Origin of the sequence: Brevundimonas bacteroides DSM 4726 (assembly GCF_000701445.1) — a bacterium.
Taxonomy (GTDB): Bacteria; Pseudomonadota; Alphaproteobacteria; order Caulobacterales; family Caulobacteraceae; genus Brevundimonas; species Brevundimonas bacteroides.
In genome coordinates this window covers 297,770-314,471 of record NZ_JNIX01000008.1, presented here as the reverse complement: position 1 = coordinate 314,471, position 16,702 = coordinate 297,770, and the positions used below count along the sequence as shown (strand labels likewise).

General features: G+C 68.8%; 14 protein-coding genes. 6 read left to right on the top strand and 8 right to left on the bottom strand.

All coding sequences use genetic code 11. The features are described 5' to 3' along the window. Nucleotides 1–94 precede the first annotated feature (94 nt). The gene (katG, locus tag Q333_RS0106420) at nucleotides 95–2,332 is read right to left on the bottom strand and encodes a catalase/peroxidase HPI (RefSeq protein ID WP_029415923.1); all 2,238 of its coding nucleotides are present in this window, start codon (nucleotides 2,330–2,332) and stop codon (nucleotides 95–97) included. 110 nt (nucleotides 2,333–2,442) lie between these two features. Then, on the bottom strand, nucleotides 2,443–2,964 hold the full coding sequence (locus Q333_RS16380) for an SRPBCC family protein (RefSeq protein WP_051651157.1): 522 nt from the start codon (nucleotides 2,962–2,964) through the stop codon (nucleotides 2,443–2,445). A gap of 102 nt (nucleotides 2,965–3,066) precedes the next feature. Here Q333_RS16380 and Q333_RS0106410 point away from each other — a divergent pair, with 102 nt between their 5' ends. Beyond that, nucleotides 3,067–3,585 carry a hypothetical protein gene (locus Q333_RS0106410; protein WP_029415921.1) on the top strand — a complete coding sequence of 173 codons (519 nt, stop codon included), beginning with the start codon at nucleotides 3,067–3,069 and terminating at the stop codon, nucleotides 3,583–3,585. 4 nt (nucleotides 3,586–3,589) lie between these two features. Here Q333_RS0106410 and Q333_RS0106405 read toward each other — a convergent pair whose 3' ends face one another. After that, nucleotides 3,590–4,441: a glutamate racemase gene (locus tag Q333_RS0106405; RefSeq protein ID WP_029415920.1), complete on the bottom strand. Its 852-nt coding sequence runs from the start codon at nucleotides 4,439–4,441 to the stop codon at nucleotides 3,590–3,592. A 123-nt stretch (nucleotides 4,442–4,564) separates the two neighbouring features. On the opposite strand from Q333_RS0106405, the gene Q333_RS0106400 reads away from it, so the two are divergent. Continuing rightward, the gene (locus tag Q333_RS0106400; RefSeq protein WP_029415919.1) at nucleotides 4,565–6,730 is read left to right on the top strand and encodes a M3 family metallopeptidase; all 2,166 of its coding nucleotides are present in this window, start codon (nucleotides 4,565–4,567) and stop codon (nucleotides 6,728–6,730) included. A 128-nt stretch (nucleotides 6,731–6,858) separates the two neighbouring features. Here Q333_RS0106400 and Q333_RS0106395 read toward each other — a convergent pair whose 3' ends face one another. From Q333_RS0106395 to Q333_RS0106380, 4 genes are all read right to left on the bottom strand, one after another. After that, complete coding sequence (locus Q333_RS0106395; protein ID WP_162175581.1) at nucleotides 6,859–7,170, bottom strand: UrcA family protein; 312 nt, start codon at nucleotides 7,168–7,170, stop codon at nucleotides 6,859–6,861. Nucleotides 7,171–7,334: 164 nt separating this feature from the next. Then, entirely contained in the window at nucleotides 7,335–7,640 is a 306-nt protein-coding gene (locus Q333_RS0106390; protein ID WP_029415917.1) for a UrcA family protein, read from the bottom strand. Between the two features lie 176 nt (nucleotides 7,641–7,816). Next, a complete protein-coding gene (gene ppc, locus Q333_RS0106385; RefSeq protein WP_029415916.1) occupies nucleotides 7,817–10,522 on the bottom strand; it encodes a phosphoenolpyruvate carboxylase in 2,706 nt (901 codons plus the stop codon). 84 nt (nucleotides 10,523–10,606) lie between these two features. Next, nucleotides 10,607–12,562, bottom strand: coding sequence for a S9 family peptidase (locus tag Q333_RS0106380; RefSeq protein WP_029415915.1), 1,956 nt, complete (start codon nucleotides 12,560–12,562; stop codon nucleotides 10,607–10,609). 242 nt (nucleotides 12,563–12,804) lie between these two features. Here Q333_RS0106380 and ffh point away from each other — a divergent pair, with 242 nt between their 5' ends. From ffh to rimM, 3 genes are all read left to right on the top strand, one after another. Then, nucleotides 12,805–14,358 (top strand): signal recognition particle protein, encoded by a 1,554-nt coding sequence (gene ffh, locus Q333_RS0106375; protein WP_029415914.1) that lies wholly within the window; start codon nucleotides 12,805–12,807, stop codon nucleotides 14,356–14,358. A gap of 20 nt (nucleotides 14,359–14,378) precedes the next feature. Further along, entirely contained in the window at nucleotides 14,379–14,948 is a 570-nt protein-coding gene (gene rpsP / locus Q333_RS0106370) for a 30S ribosomal protein S16 (protein ID WP_029415913.1), read from the top strand. 148 nt (nucleotides 14,949–15,096) lie between these two features. Next, the gene (rimM, locus tag Q333_RS0106365) at nucleotides 15,097–15,618 is read left to right on the top strand and encodes a ribosome maturation factor RimM (protein WP_029415912.1); all 522 of its coding nucleotides are present in this window, start codon (nucleotides 15,097–15,099) and stop codon (nucleotides 15,616–15,618) included. Between the two features lie 3 nt (nucleotides 15,619–15,621). Here rimM and Q333_RS0106360 read toward each other — a convergent pair whose 3' ends face one another. After that, nucleotides 15,622–15,801, bottom strand: coding sequence for a YegP family protein (locus tag Q333_RS0106360; protein WP_029415911.1), 180 nt, complete (start codon nucleotides 15,799–15,801; stop codon nucleotides 15,622–15,624). A 139-nt stretch (nucleotides 15,802–15,940) separates the two neighbouring features. On the opposite strand from Q333_RS0106360, the gene Q333_RS0106355 reads away from it, so the two are divergent. Beyond that, nucleotides 15,941–16,645, top strand: coding sequence for a glutathione S-transferase N-terminal domain-containing protein (locus Q333_RS0106355; RefSeq protein WP_029415910.1), 705 nt, complete (start codon nucleotides 15,941–15,943; stop codon nucleotides 16,643–16,645). Nucleotides 16,646–16,702 lie beyond the last annotated feature (57 nt).

The following is a 16,702-nucleotide window of genomic DNA, read 5'->3' as shown; positions in this document are numbered from 1 at the left end:
CCATGACGATCGAGCTGACTTATGAGGAGACAAAAAGAAAACCCCCGCCCTCGCGTGGAGGACGGGGGGGCGTCAGATCGTCAGTCCGTAGGGCTTACGCAGCCAGCTTCTCGGCGTGCAGCGCGCGCTTGGAGATGTCGTAGCGGTCGTTCTCCATCACCTGGACCCAGGCCTTGATGAAGGTCTTCAGGAAGACCTCCTGGGACTGGCCCTCGGCGAAGACCTCGGCGATGGCGCGCAGCTGGGAGTTTGAGCCGAACACCAGGTCGGTGCGGGTCGCGGTCCAGCGCTTCTCGCCCGTGGCGCGGTCCGTGCCGACGAACAGCTCGTCGGACGTATCGTCCACCTGCTTCCACGCCGTCGACATGTCGAGCAGGTTGACGAAGAAGTCGTTCGTCAGCTGGCCCGGACGGTCGGTGAAGACGCCATCTTTCGAGTCCTTGTGGTTGATCCCCAGGACCCGCAGGCCGCCGACCAGGGCCGTCATCTGCGGAGCCGTCAGACCCAGCAGCTGGGCCCGGTCGATCAGCAGTTCCTCGGTCGGGACGTTGAACTTGACCTGAAGATAGTTGCGGAAGCCGTCGGCGCGGGGCTCCAGGACCTTGAAGCTCTCGGCGTCCGTCTGCTCGGCCGTGGCGTCGGTGCGACCCGGGGTGAACGGCACGGTGACGTCGTGGCCGGCGGCCTTGGCCGCCTGCTCGATGCCGACCGAGCCGCCCAGCACGATCAGGTCCGCGATGGAGACGTTCAGGCCCGACTTGGCCTTGATGTCCTCATAGACGGCCAGAACCTTCGACAGCTTCTCGGGCTCGTTGACGTCCCAGCTGCGCTGCGGCTCCAGACGGATACGCGCGCCGTTGGCGCCGCCGCGGTGATCCGACCCGCGCCAGGTCGCGGCCGAGGCCCAGGCCGTGCGGACCAGGTCGGCGACCGACAGGCCGGACGCCGCGATGTGGTCCTTCAGCGTCTTGATGTCGGCGTCAGTCAGCTTTGGTCCCGTGTGGTCCGGGATCGGGTCCTGCCAGATCAGGTCTTCGGCCGGCACTTCCGGCCCGAGGTAGCGGATCTTGGGGCCCATGTCGCGGTGGCACAGCTTGAACCAGGCGCGCGCGAACTGGTCGGCGAAGTAGGCCGGATCGGCCCGGAACTTCTCCATGATCTTGCGGTACTCGGGGTCGACCTTGAAGGCCATGTCGGCCGTGGTCATCATCGTCGGGACCTTCTTGCCCGGCGTGTGCGCGGCCGGGGCCAGGGTCTCTTCCGGGTTGCCGACCGGCTGCCACTGCTTGGCGCCGGCGGGCGAGCGGACCAGCTCGTATTCGTGGTCCAGCAGCATGTCGAAGTAAGACGTGTCCCAGGTGATCGGCGTCGGCGTCCAGGCGCCCTCGATGCCCGAGGTGATGGTGTGATCGCCCATGCCGCTCTCGTGGCCCGACTGCCAGCCCAGGCCCTGCAGCGCGATGTCGGCCCCTTCCGGAGCGACGCCGACCTTGGAGGCGTCACCCGCGCCGTGCGCCTTGCCGAAGGTGTGGCCGCCGGCCGTCAGGGCCGCCGTCTCGACGTCGTTCATGCCCATGCGGGCGAAGGTGATGCGGATGTCGCGGGCGGACTGCAGCGCCTCGGGCACACCGCCCGGGCCTTCCGGGTTGACGTAGATCAGGCCCATCTGGATGGCCGCCAGCGGCTCCTCCAGCGCCATCTCCTTGTCGGGCTGGATGCGCGTCGGCGCGCCTTCGGAACCGACCCACTCTTCCTCGGTGCCCCAGTAGACGTCCTTCTCGGGCTCCCAGACGTCGGCGCGGCCGCCGCCGAAACCGAACACTGGCCCGCCCATGGACTCGATCGCGACATTGCCGGCCAGGATGAACAGGTCGGCCCAGCTGATGTTGGCGCCGTACTTCCGCTTGATCGGCCACAGCAGGCGGCGCGCCTTGTCCAGGTTGCCGTTGTCCGGCCAGGAGTTCAGCGGGGCGAAGCGCTGCTGACCCGAGCTCGCGCCGCCGCGCCCGTCGCCGGTGCGATAGGTGCCGGCCGCGTGCCAGGCCATGCGGATGAAGAAGGGGCCATAGTGGCCATAGTCCGCCGGCCACCAGGGCTGGCTGTCGGTCATCAGGGCCGTCAGGTCGCGCTTCAGGCCGTCGTAGTCGATCGACTCGAAGGCCTTGGCATAGCTGAAGCCGTCGCCCATCGGGTCGCCGGTCTTGCCGTGCTGATGCAGGATGTCGACTGCGAGCGTATTGGGCCACCAGTCGCGGTTGGTGCGGCCGAGCAGGGCGCGCTTGGCGGCGGCCTTCTTGCTCGGATCAGACAGGGGTGAGTGTTCGCCGTCCATCGTGGGCCTCCCGGGGGTCAGAGTGATGCGGGAAGCTAGTCCTGACAGCCGCTCAAGACAAATCGATTAAACTTGGCTTATCAATAAGTCCATCCTATCGGACTGGGCTGTCAGTCGCCGGATTCGAGGGCGTTCACGAGGCGGCTGAACTGTTCCTCCATGACCCCATGAACGGGATCCGCCATGGCGCCCGAGCCAGGTCCATTGACCACGAAGGTCCAGCGCAGACGTCGCTCCGCCTGTCCTTCGACCAGGGTCCACGTCATGGTCAGAACGGCATCGGCGCCGATGCCCTGCAGTGGGCCGAACGGGGCGTCGAAGCGCGCCATGCTGCGGTCCGGCCAGACCAGCACGGCCTCCCCATGCTTGACCCCGCCGCCAGGCAGGGCCTCGCACCAGCAGCCGCCGGGCCGCAGATCGAGGCTGATGTTGGCCGCGTCGCCCGAATAGGTGTGGGCGCTGCTCCACCACCGTTCCGGATGGCCGACGGCTTCGAGCACGGCCTCGGGCGAGGCGGCGATCGATCGTTCGAACGACAGGCTGAAGCCGGTCTCGCTGCGAGACACGATTTCGGCACCCGCGGGGACGGCGAGCAGGCTCAGGCCGAGGCCGATGAAGGCTGGTCGAAACATGGTTCATCCTCCCGACGGCAGGGGGCGCTCTCGACAGTTCGGCGTCAAGTCCGTCCCGTGATGCGACCGGTTCTGACGTATCGACCTGATAGTCTCGCTGGCATGACCTGCGTGACCGCCACGCCTGAAACCTGCGATGCGGGCTCTCCGCCCCAGCCGGATCCGCTGTGGGACGCGGTCCGCGACGCCTACCTCGCCGGTGCCACGGTCGCCAGCCTGCGCGAGGACTTCGGCATCCCGTCCTCGACCTTCTACAAGCGCGCCGGCCGCGAGGGCTGGTTGCACCGCCCCCGCGCCGTGCCGGAGGCCGAGGCGCTGGACCTCGACGCCCCGGTCGCCGATCCGTCGGTCATGCTGGAGCTGGCGTGGCGTCGCCTGACCCACGCGCTGGATCAGGGCCGCTCCGCCGACGCCCTGCGCTGGCTGCGCATCCATGATGGGCTCAAGGCGCTAGCCGCCGCGGCGCCCGCCGCCACATCGCAGGGGGCTCCCGCAAGGCCGTCCCCGCCTACGGTGGAGAGAGTGGAGACTATTTTTCCGGATTCCACTGCCTCGAGCGTTCGCCCGCCGCCCAACCGGGCCGAACGGCGTCGCCTGGCCCGCCTCGGCGGCGGTCCCTGACCGTTCAGGCGGCTTCGAAGCTCAACGGCGCGCCCCAGAACTGGCTGACCAGATCCGACTGCGGCCCCGGCTTGCCCGTCGTCAGGAAGGTGCGGCGTCCGCTGTCGCCCAGGCCGTATTCAGGATGCCGCTGGAAGTAGCGATCCAGAGCATCGGCCACGGCGCTCGGCTGGTTGATGACGGGCGTTCCGGGCGGCAGGGCCTCGGCGAAGATGTCGGCCACGATCTCATAGTGGGTGCAGCCCAGGATGGCCTTGTCCGGATGCCGCCCGATGCGCCGCCTCAGCGCGTCGACATGGTCCCGCACCACGACGGTCAGCTCCTCGGCCGGTGCCCCCAGTTCGATCAGGCCGGCCAGCCCCGGACACGGCTCGGAGAAGACCGCCAGGTCCTCGCGCCGCTTGTCGATCTCGATCTCATAGACCCGGCTCATGGCGGTGGCGGCGGTGCAGAAGACGCCGGTGATCTCCAGCGCCTCGATCTTGTCGCCGCGCCGCTTGGCCTCATAGGTCCAGGGCAGGCCGGTCGCCGCCTCGATGGTCGGCACAATGATGCCCAGCACATTGACCGGCCGCCCATGCCGCGCCCGCGCCTCCGGCACCCAGGTCTGCTGCAGGCGACGGAGCGCAATGGCGGATGCCGTATTGCAGGCCAGGACGATCACGCTGGCCCCGGCCTCGAACAGTCGCTCGCAACCCGCGCGGGTCAGGTCGACGATCTCCTCGCCCCCGCGTCCGCCATAAGGCGCATGGGCCTGGTCGGCCAGGTAGATGAAGTCCCGCTCCGGAAACCGCCGGGTCAGTTCGCGGTGGACCGTCAGCCCGCCCACGCCGCTGTCGAAAACGCCTATCGCCATAGGGCGGCGTGTAGCCGCAGCTTGCGCGGCCGTCCAACGGCATTACACGTCGTTCATGTGACGGTCAGGTGGACCCGGCCTAGGGTGCCCCAACGGTCGAAGACCCATGAACAGGATGTTCCCATGCACAGACGTCAACTCCTCGTCGGAGGCGCGAGCCTGATGGCCCTTTCCGGATGCGCCAGCGCGGGCGCCATGGGCGGCGGGACCGCCGCCAGCGCCGATGAACTGGCCATCGCCAGGGCCGTGCTGCCGACCCAGACGCCGCGCGCCGAACTGCTCCAGCCCTGGACCGGGCCCTACGAGGGCGTGCCGCCGTGGCCGTCGGTCACCGCAGACAAGATCCGCGCCGCCATCCTCGAAGGCATCGAGTTGCAGCGCGCCGAGATCGCCGCCATCGCCAACAACCCCGAGCCGCCGACCTTCGCCAACACGATGGTGGCCATGCAGCTGGCCGGCCAGCCGCTGGATCGCGCCAGCTCCATCTTCGGCGTCATGACCTCCAACATCGGCTCGGACGACTACAACGCCGTCGACACCGAGGTGTCGCCTCTCCTGTCGGCGGCGGGCGACGAGATCACCTTCAACGAGCCCCTGTTCCAGCGCATCAAGACGGTCGCGGACAACGCCCGCGCCGCCGGCCTGACGCCCGAACAGACGCGCCTGGCCGAACGCAGCCGCGACGCCTTCATCAGGAACGGCGCGGCTCTGGACGCCGCCGGCAAGGCCGAGCTGGGCCGCATCAACACCGCGCTCGCCAACGCCTTCACCAGCTTCGGCCAAAAGGTCGTGGCCGACGAGAACACCTGGACCCTGATCCCGAACGAGGCCGGCGTCGCCGGTCTACCCGACTCTAACAAGGCCGCCGCGGCCGCTGCTGCGCGCTCGCGCAACCTGCAGGGCTGGGCCATCGTCAACACCCGCTCCAGCGTCGATCCCTTCCTGACCTTCGCCGACGACCGGGGCCTGCGCGAGCAGGTCTGGCGCAAGTTCGTCAATCGGGGCGACAACGGCGACCGCAACGACACCAACGCCATCATCGCCGAGATCGTGCGTCTGCGCGCCGAGCGGGCGCGCCTCCTGGGCTACGCCAATCACGCCGAGTGGCGCATGCAGGACACCATGGCCCGCACGCCCGCGGCCGCGATGGAACTGATGATGCGGGTCTGGGAACCGGCCAAGGCCCGGGTGACCCAGGAAGTCGCCGACATGCGCGAGATCGCCGGTCACGACATCGAGCCGTGGGACTATCTCTACTATGCCGAGAATGTCCGGAAGGCGAAGTACGACCTCGATCAGAACGAGCTGAAGCCCTACTTCGAGCTGAACGCGGTCAAGCGCGGCGCCTTCTACATGGCCGAGCGTCTGTACGGCTTCACCTTCACCCCGGTCCCGGCCGGCAGCGTCCCTGGCTTCCACCCGGACGTCGAGGTGTTCGAGGTCAAGAACAAGTCCGACGGCTCCCACGTCGGCCTGTTCTACTCCGACGACTTCGCCCGCGCGGGCAAGCGGTCAGGGGCCTGGATGACCAGCTATCGCATCGGCTGGGGCTATGACGGCGGCGGCAACAAGCTGGTGTCGAACAACAACAACTTCACCAAGGCCGAGGCGGGCCAGCCGATCCTGATCTCGCTGGACGACGCCGAGACCCTGTTCCACGAGTTCGGCCACGCCCTGCACTACCTGTCCTACCAGGTCCGCTATCCGGGCCTGGGCACGACGCCGCGCGACTACGTCGAGTATCCCTCGCAGGTGCACGAGCACTGGGTGCTGAGCCGGCCGATCCTGGACGGCTTCATGAAGCACTATCAGACCGGCGAGCCCATGCCGCAGGCGCTGGTGGACAAGGTCGAGGCGGCTGCGACCTTCAACCAGGGCTATGCCACGGTCAGCTATCTGTCGTCGGCCCTGGTCGACATGGACCTGCACACCCGGGCCAATCCGCCGACCGACATCGACGCCTTCGAGCGCGAGAGCCTGGCCCGCTATGGCATGCCGCGCGAGATCGTGATGCGGCACCGCCTGCCGCAGTTCAATCACCTGTTCACGTCCGACGCCTACTCGGCCGGCTACTACAGCTATCTGTGGTCCGAGGTCATGGATGCCGACACCTGGGCCTACTTCGAGGAGTCGGGCGACGTGTTCAATCCGGACATCGCCGCCCGCTACAAGTCGATCATCCTGGCCGAGGGCAATTCGTCAGATCGCGCCGACGCCTATCGCCGGTTCCGCGGCCGCAACCCGGACGTGGCGGCCTTGCTGCGGGTGCGGGGTTTCCCGGTGAGCTAAGACGAATTTTCTAGGCGGTCGGGCACGGGTCCGACCGCCTGCCCCGCTGTAGCCCGCCGACGCCCGGCACGCCACGGCGCGCCCAACGTGACAGTGACCGGAGCGGCGCAACGATCCGGTGTAGAGGCTCAGCCGTAATGGACGGGGATCATGGCCAACTCCCGGCTGGCCCGGCCTCGCGCGTATTCGTCTCTGCGGACAGCGGGAAGAAGCTCCTCGGCTGCGTCGCGGAAACGCGAGATGCACGCCGCCGTCGTCAGGGGAGAGCGACCGCCGCACGCGGCCCGGGCGGCGCGTTCGACACGACGATCGAAGCGGGCGGCGCCCTCCGGGCTGGCGAGGTCTAGGTCGCCGAAGGCAATGGCCCGATCCTGGGCGAAGGCCGCCCCGGCTGTGAGCAGGGTCACGACGGCAGCGGTGCTGGCAATAAGGGACTTCATGATGAGCATCCTGAGCAGTTCATGTCGCTCTTGGCGGCGACGAGGCCGGGATATCCGCCCTCTGTCGCCACCCGATGAGCATACGACGGCCGAACTGCGACCCTCAGTGAATTCGAAGCCATAAAGTGAACTTTAGGCAATGAATTCAGAGTATTACGGATTACTTAGCCGTAAATGACCGGCACGGCCGCGAGGATGCGGCCGCCGCGGGCGCGAGCGTACTCGTCGCGGCGCGCACCCGGAAGCAGGCGCATGGCCTCGGCGCGGAAGCGGGCGCGGCACTGATGATCCGCAAGCGGCGTGCCGGTGCTGCAGGCGCGGCGGGCGACGGCGTTGACACGGGCGTCAAAGGCATCGGCGCCCGACACCGAACCGAGGTCGAGGTCGCCGAAGGCGATGCGATACTCTTGGGCGGAGGCGGCGCCGGCCGACAGGGCGAGCGCGGCGAAGGCGATGGCGAGGGTCTTCATGGCGAACGGTCCTTGGCTGTCGTCGCGGGGAGGCGACGCGGGGCCGTATGACGGTGTTCGGTGACAACAAAGGTCGAGTTCCGTGACTGCCCGGTGAACCCTTCCCTAAATTTCGTTCATGGTCGTTAAGCTGTGCGCAAACTCGCAACCAGACGCATGATCTGTGCGCTGTGTCCTCAGCCGCTGTTTCGGAGGCCCGCGGCGACGCCGTTGATGGCCAGCAGTATGCCCTCGCGAACGCGTGGGTCGTCGTCGCCCGCGCGGCGTCGCCGGATCAGTTCGATCTGCACGTGGTTGAGCGGCTCGACATAGGGCATGCGAAGACGGATCAGGCGGTCGAGCTCGGGCTGACCGCCGAGCAGGACCGTCTGGCCCGTGATGGCCAACACGGCGGCATGGGTGCGGTCCCACTCGGCCTGCAGCGCGCCGAACACAGAGGCGGCCAGCGTCTGATCCGGGACCAGCGAGGCGTAGCGGCGGGCGATGGTCATGTCGGCCTTGGCCATGATCATCTCCATGTTCTGGACCAGGGTCCGGAAGAAGGGCCAGTCGGCGGCCATGGCGCGCAGCTCCTCCACGTCCACGCCGTCACAGGCCGAGCCGAAGCCGAACCAGCCGGGCAGCATCACGCGGCTCTGGGACCAGCTGAGCACCCAGGGGATGGCGCGCAGGTCCTCGATGCGGGTCGAGGCGGTGCGGCTGGTCGGCCGCGATCCGATCTTCAGCTCGGCGATCTCGTTGATGGGGGTGGCGGCCCGGAAGTAGTCGACGAACCCTGGCGTCTCATAGACCAGCGCCCGATAGGCGGCCATCGACGCGCGCGACAGGGCTTGGACCGTCACGCCGTGCCGCGCCGTCATTTCCTCGTCCGGCGGCGGGGCGAGCGAGGCGATCAGGGTCCCGGCGGTCAGGGCGTCGAGGTTGCGCCGCGCCACGTCGGGCTCGCCGTACTTATTGGCGATGACCTCGCCCTGTTCGGTGATGCGGATTCGCCCCGCGACCGTTCCGGTCGGCTGGGACAGGACGCCGGCGAAACTGGACCCGCCGCCGCGCCCGACCGCGCCGCCCCGGCCGTGAAACAGCTGCAGCCGCACGCCGACCCCCTGCGCCGCGGCCAGCAGGGCGCGCGACGCCTCGTGCAGTTCCCACGTCGAGGTCAGGTAGGAGCCGTCCTTGTTGCTGTCGGAGTAGCCGATCATGACCTCCTGCACGCCGCGCGCCCGGGCGACGGCGAGGGCGGATGGCTCCTTCAGCAGGCGCTCCAGCGTGGGCCGCGCGGCGCGCAGGTCGTCGATGGTCTCGAACAAGGGGGCGGCCTGGATGGGGCAGGCGGCGGGGTCCTCGGGGCGATACAGGCCGACGTCCTTGAGCAGGAGATAGACCTCGAGCAGATCCGAGGCCGCGTCGGTCTTGGAGACGATGTGGGTGCGGATGGCGTCGGGGCCGAAGCGGTCCAGCGCCTCGGCCGCCGCCTGAAGGATCGCGCGCTCCTTCAGCGTCTCGGGCGCATAGTCGGCGTAGGGGCTGAACAGGGGCCGGGGCGTGCGCAGTTCGGCGGCGAGCAGCGCCAGCCGCGCCTCTTCGTCCAGCGCGGCGTAGTCGGGGCAGACTCCGGCGACGCGCAGCAGGTCGGTCACGACGCGAGCGTGGACGTCGGAGTTCTGGCGCAGGTCCAGCGTCGCCATGTGGAAGCCGAACACGTCGACTGTGGCGATCAGGCGGGCGAGGCCATCGTCGGCGAAGACGGCGCCGTGGCTGGCGATCAGGCTGTCGTGGAGGATGCCCAGGTCCGCCCGGAACTCGGATGGGCCCGCGTAGGCGGGGGCCTCGAATGGCGCGGGGCGGGGTGCGGGCTGGCCCGTCAGATGCAGGTGAGTGGCCGAGAGCCGGGCGTAGATCTGGCTGAGCGCGCGGCGATAGGGCTCATCGGCGCGGTGGGGCGACAGGTCGCCCGATGCATCGGACAGGGCCTGCAGCGCCGGGCTGACGCGGGCCAGCGATCCGGACAGGCTGAGCTCGGCGCCCAGCGCGTTCACCGCCTCCAGATAGTGGCGCATCGCCGCCTTGGCCGGCGTGGCGAAGGCGGCGCGGAGCGCGTCGGCGTCGACATTCGGATTGCCGTCGCGGTCACCACCGACCCAGGCACCGATGCGAACGAAGGGTTTTAGGTCCGGCGCGTTCAGGCGGCGGCGCCAGTCGATCAGCTGTTCCGGCGCGACCTTGAGAAAGACGCGCTCGAGGAAGGACACGACGGTGTCGATCTCGTCCTGGACGACCAGGCCGGTGGTGCGCACCAGACGGGTGGCCCACAGGATCACCGCCTGACGACGTAGCCCCTTCGTCATGACCTCGGGGCGGCAGCCGAGGTCATCGCGGTCGCAGGCGTCCAGCAGATCGGACACGGCGGCGATGCGGTCGATGACGCTCTTGCGCCGAACCTCGGACGGGTGGGCGGTCAGCACGGGAGCGATGAGGGCCTCGGACAGCAGGGACCGCGCGTCCTCGACGGAGCGTCCGGCCGAGGCGAGCCGGGCCAGGGCTCCTTCCGGCGTGTCAGCGCGCGCGCCCTCGGCGGCCTGAACCTGGGCCCGACGCTTGCCGGCCCGGTCCTCGGCGACATTGGCCAGAAGCGAGAAGACCGCGAAGCCGTGGGCGAGGCCGACCGCCTCGTCAAGCGACAGCTCGCTGAGCAAACGCTCCAGCTCCGCCGAGCCCTTGGCGCCGGGGTGGCGGTGATAGGCGACCGAGGCGACACGGACGGCCTCGATCTTGTCGTAGAGCGCCTGCCCGCCCTCGTCGCGAATGACCTCGCCCAGCAGGCCGCCCAGCAGCCGCACCTCCTCGCGCAGGCGGTCGTCAGCGACGGGGGTCGTGGTCGGCATGGCGGTCTCGCTCAGCGGGGAGGCTGGGAGATCGACCGTAACAGCGGTCAGCGGCGTGGCCAGCCCCAGGGCCGATCGTGAAACCTATTGTGCGCCCGCTGCCTCGGTAGGTTCGCCACCCAGCACCTGACGGAAGAACAGGTTGGTGACCTCGGCCTGGCCGTCTGAGTTGAACTTCTTTCTGAAGCCGTGGCCTTCGTTGGTGGCGAGCAGATACCAGACCGGACGGCCCTCGGCGCGGACCGCGTCGACGATCTGCTCGGACTCGCTCTGGGGCACGCGGGGGTCGTTGGCGCCCTGGATGACCAGCAGCGGCGCGGTCATGCGGTCGGTCAGATTCAGCGGCGAGATGCGGTCGAACAAGGCGCGCATGGCGGGGTTGCGCTCGTCGCCGTATTCGGCCCGGCGCAGGTCGCGGCGGTAGGCCTCGGTGTTCTGCAGGAAGCTGACGAAGTTGGCGATGCCGAAGATGTTCACCGCCCCCGCTAGCCGGTCCGAATAAGCCGCCAGCGAGGCCAGCACCATGAAGCCGCCGTAGGAGCCGCCGTGGACCACGACGCGCTCGGGGTCCATGTCGGGCTGGGTCGCGATCCAGTCCAGCAGGGCCCCGATGTCCTGGACCGACTCCTGTCGGCGCGGTCCGTTGTCGGCCGCCAGCCAGGTCTTGCCGTAGCCCGACGAGCCCCGGACGTTGGGGACGATCACGACCGCGCCGTGGTCGGCGACCCACTGCTGGTAGTTCAGGTTGAAGCCCGGCCGCGCCTGGCCCTCGGGGCCGCCGTGAATGTCGATGATGACCGGGCGGCGCCCCTCCAGTCCGCGCGGGCGGTAGACGAAGGCCGGAATGCGCAGGTCGTCAAAGCTCGGATAGCGGATCAGGTCGGGGGTGACAAAGCTGGCCCGATCCAGCGGGCCGACCTCGGACTGGGTCCAGCGGGTCAGGCCGCCCGCCGCCACGTCCCAGCCCCAGACATCACCCGAGCTGGTCGGCGTCGACAGGCCGATGGCGAGTTTCGATCCGTCCGGCGAGAACTGCAGGGCTCCCAGCACGCCTTGTGGGAGCTCGGGCTGGGGCAGGGCGCGGCGGGTGATCAGGTCGCGCACCGCCACCCTGGAGTAGCCGTCCTCGTTGATCGACCAGGCCAGCAGGCGTCCGTCGTCGGACAGGTCGAAGTCGTCGACGTCCCAGTTGGACGCCTCGGTCAGGGGCGTGACCGCGCCGTCCTCCAGCGAGATCTCGACCAGCCGCTGCGCCTCGCCGCCCTCGTCGGACGTGGTGATGATCGAGCGGCCGTCGCGGGTGAACTCGCCGCCGCTGTAGGACACGGGCGTCGCGCTCTCGCGCAGGCGGGTGGCGCGGCCCGTCGCCAGATCGAGGATCCACAGGCGGCTGTCGAGCGCGGAGATGTACTGCGACAGGAGCACCCGGCCCCCGTCCGGCGAGACGTCCACGGGCGAGAACTGGCCCGTCCCCTCGAACACGACGCGGCGTGAGGCGGGATCGCCGACGGTCATGGCCAGGATGTCGTAGTCCGACTGGCCGCGCTCCACACGGTTCCAGAACACGGTCCGGCCGTCGTCGGAGAAGACAGGTCCGCCGTTCCTCGTGTTCGGCTCGGTGATGGCCTCATCGCCGCCGTTCAGGCCCGCCACGAAGGTCTGGAAGTTCTCGGCGCCGCCTGCGTCGCGCTGATAGGCGAAGCGGTCCGTACCGGGGATGGTCGTGGCGTTGGAAATCGGCTCGGCGAAGAAGGTGATCTGGGTGCGGTCGGCGCCAGGCGCAGCGACGCGATGAAGCTGGGCCGTCTCGCCGAACCGGGTCGAGATCAGCATGGAACCGTCTTCCATCCAGTCCTGAAAGCCGGCGGAACGGGCGTTGCGGTATCTCTGGAGATCGGTGCGGAGCGCCTCGGGAATCTCGGGGATGCCGCTGTAGATCAGGCTGCCGGACTGGCGGGTCGGCGGCGGGGTCTGGGCCAGGGCGGGCGCCGCGCCCAGCGCGAGCATGAGCACGAGGGTCAGGGGGCGAGCGAAACGCATGGGCATCCTCCGGCGCGATCCGGGGATAGGAGGCCGTCTGTTGCCGCTTGGCAAGGCGCAGGCGGGCTCGCCTTGTCTTCGCCCGGCTTTTCCGCCATAAGCCGCCGCTTCCGGCGCAAGTGAACCTCGCGCCTCCACCATCACGACCCCGGTTTCGCATCGGACGAGGATGGAGAGGAACCCCCGTCGACGTCGTACGTCCACGGGGGCTGAGGTCGTTTTGCGCCCAGAATGGGTGTTTGATGTTCGAGGCTCTGAACGAGCGGCTCACAGGCGTCTTCGACCGGATCACCGGTCGCGGCGCCCTGTCCGAAAAGGACGTGGCCGAGGCGATGCGCGAGGTGCGCGTGGCTCTGCTGGAGGCCGACGTCGCCCTGCCGGTCGTCAAGGACTTCATCGCCTTCGCCACCGAGCGCGCCACCGGCGAAGAGGTGATCCGCTCGGTCAAGCCCGCCGACCAGGTCATCAAGATCGTCTACGACGGCCTGATCGAGATGCTGGGCGGCGAGGAGCCGGTTCCGCTCAACACCAACGCCACGCCGCCCGCCGTCGTTCTGATGGCCGGCCTGCAAGGCTCGGGCAAGACGACCACGTCCGCCAAGCTGGCGCTGCGCCTGACCAAGTTCGACCGCAAGAAGGTCATGATGGCCTCGCTGGACACGCGGCGTCCGGCGGCGATGGAACAGCTGGCACAGCTCGGCAAGCAGATCGAGGTCGCGACCCTGCCGATCGTGGCGGGCGAGAGCGCGGTCCAGATCACCCGGCGCGCCCTGCAGTCGGCCAAGCTCCAGGGCTTCGACGTCCTGATCCTCGATACCGCCGGTCGCATCACCCTGGACGAGGCGCTGATGAACGAGGTGGCCGAGGTGGCCGCCATCGCCAGGCCCGTCGAGACCCTGCTGGTCGCCGACAGCCTGACCGGCCAGGACGCGGTGCGCACCGCCGCCGCCTTCCATGAGCGTCTGCCGTTGACGGGTCTGGTCCTCACCCGCGCTGACGGCGACGGGCGCGGCGGGGCCATGCTGTCGATGCGCGCCGTCACCGGCCTGCCGATCAAGTATCTGGGGGCGGGCGAGAAGGTCGATGCGCTCGATGTGTTCGACGCGCGCCGCGTCGCCGGCCGCATCCTGGGCCAGGGGGACATCGTCGCCTTGGTCGAAAAGGCCGCGACCGAGCTGGACCAGGCCAAGGCCGAGGCCATGGCGAAAAAGCTCGCCAAGGGCCAGTTCGACCTCAATGACCTGGCCGCCCAGCTGCAGCAGATGAAGAAGATGGGCGGGCTTCAGGGCATCATGGGCCTGATGCCGGGCGTGGCGAAGATGAAGGCCCAGATGGCCGACGCCAACATCGACGACCGCATGATCGCCCGTCAGGAGGCGATCATCTCCTCCATGACCAAGGCCGAGCGCAAGAAGCCGGACCTGCTGAACGCCAGCCGCAAGAAGCGCGTCGCGGCCGGCGCCGGGGTCGAGGTCCAGGAGATCAACCGGCTGCTCAAGCAGCACCGCCAGATGGCCGACATGGTCAAGTCGCTGTCGCGCGGCGGGCGCGGCAACCTGCAGAAGATGGCCGCCATGATGGGCGGCATGGGCATGGGCGGCATGCCCGGAATGGGCGGCGGCCCCGACATCAATCGCCTGAAGGCGCTGGGCGGCGGGCGCATGCCCGAGCCGAGCCCCGAAGAGATGAAAGCCCTCCAGGACCGGCTCTCCGGACTCAGTCCGGGGTCGGGGGGCGGCGGACTACCGCCGGGAGGCCTTCCGGGCCTTCCCGGCCTTCCCAAGAAACCGAACTGACCTAGAAAAGAGAAACCGAAATGCTGAAGATTCGTCTGGCCCGCGGCGGCGCCAAGAAGCGCCCCTACTACTACATCGTCATCGCCGACTCGCACTCGCCGCGCGACGGCAAGTTCCTGGAGCGCGTGGGCACCTACAACCCCATGCTGCCCAAGGACGGCCCGACCCCGCGCGTCAGCCTGAAGGCCGATCGCATCGCCGAGTGGCTGGGCAAGGGCGCCCAGCCGACCGACCGCGTCGCCCGCTTCCTGAGCCAGGACGAGACCCTGTCGGCCAAGGTCAAGTGGACCCAGGGCAACAACCCCAAGAAGGGCGAGCCGGGCAAGAAGGCCCAGGAGCGTCTGGCCGAGCGCGCCCAGCGTGAAGCCGATCGCGCCGAGGCCGAGGCCCAGGCCAAGATCGAGGCCGCCGAAGCCGCTGCCCGCGCAAAGGAGGAAGCTGCTGCTGCTGCGGCCGCCGCCGCCGCTGCCCCGGCTGAAGAGCCCGCCGCCGAGGAGGCCCCGGCCGCCGAAGCCGAAGGTTCGGCCGAAGTCGCCGTCGAAGAGGCTCCCGCCGAAGGCGCCGCCGAGGAAGAGAAGACCGAGGCGTAGGGTCTTTCGTTGGCAGCCGAAGGCTGACGGATGAGGGGTACGAAGATGCGGATGTGCTGTCTCCCGTGTCCCTCATCGGTCAGATCGCCTGTCACCCCTCATCCGTCTCGCTTCGCGAGCCACCTTCTCCCGCAAGGGGAGAAGGGACATGAGTGAGAAACTCATCCTTGTCGCCCATGTCGCCGGCGCCTTCGGCGTGAAGGGCGAGGTGCGGATCACGACCTATACGGCCGATCCCCGCGCCCTGATGGGCTACGGCCCCTTGCTGCGCGCCGACGGATCCCACGGCCTGACCCTGACGGCGGCGAGGCCGACCAAGGACGGGCTGGTGGCACGCGCCAAGGAGATCGCGACCAAGGAGGAGGCCGACGCGATGCGCGGCCTCAAGCTGCACGTGCCCCGCGACCGGCTGCCCGAGCCGGACGAGGACGAGTTCTATCTCACCGACCTGATCGGGCTAGAGGCGCGCGAGCCCTCGGGCGCCGTGCTCGGCAAGGTCAAGGCGGTCCAGAACTTCGGCGCCGACGACATGCTGGAGATCGCGCCCGCGGCGGGCGGGCCGACGTGGTACCTGCCCTTCACCCGCGAAGCCGTGCCCGAACTGCACATCGCCGACGGCTGGCTGCTGGCCGTCCGTCCAGCTGAGGTGGGCGAGCGCGAGCCGGACTGAGCGTCAGTCGGTCGTATCGTCGATCGGAGCGTCGGGCCCATTCTTCTTGATCGACTCGATCGCGTTCTTGGCCGAGGCCTTGGTCGAATAGCCCTCCGTCGAGAACATGGTCTCGGAGTTGTACTTGAACCGGACCCGGAACTCCCCGGCCTTGTCCTTGTAGATTTCGAACTTGTGGGCCACGCAGCGCCTCCCTGGTTGAGGTGGGGATAAGGCCAAGCTGCAACCGGCGGGGTCAACCCGTCCCGTGTCGCGCAGCGGACACTTGCGCGTGAGCGAAGGCCCCCCACATCCCCCTCAACCGCAACCGAGACTGTATCCCATGGCCGACCTCAGCGCCTTTCCGATCACCAACCCGTATCCGGCGAAGGACCCGTCGGTGCTGCAGCTCTATTCCACGCCCACGCCCAACGGGGTGAAGGTCGCCATCGCCCTGGAGGAGCTGGACCTGCCGTACGAGGCCCACTTCGTCGACATCATGCAGAACCAGACCTGGACGGCCGACTATCTGTCGCTGAACCCCAACGGCAAGATCCCGGCGATCCTCGATCCGAATGGACCGGGCGGGCAGCCGCTGGCGCTGTGGGAGTCCGGGGCCATCCTGGTCTATCTCGCCGACAAGGCGGGCAAGCTGATCCCGACCGATCCGGCGGGACGCTACGAGACGCTGCAATGGGTCTTCTGGCAGATGGCGGCGCTGGGGCCGATGACGGGCCAGCTCGGCTTCTTCCACAAGTTCGCGGGCAAGGACATCGAGGACAAGCGCCCGCGCGACCGCTTCGCCGCCGAGGTCAAGCGGCTGCTGGGCGTGCTGGAAAGCCGCCTGGCGGACCGACCCTTCATCATGGGCGACGACTTCACCATCGCCGACATCGCCCTGATCGGCTGGGTCCGGGCCATCCCGGCCTTCTACGCGGCTGGCGATCTGGTCGGCTGGGACGCCCTGAAGGCCGTGCCGGAATGGGTGGCGCGCTGCGAGGCCCGGCCGGCGGTGGCGAAGGGTTTGATGATTCCCGCGCGAAACTAGCTTGCTGGAAAAACCCCAACTGGGGGAGAACTAGTCCAACAGGAGTCGAGCTCAGAC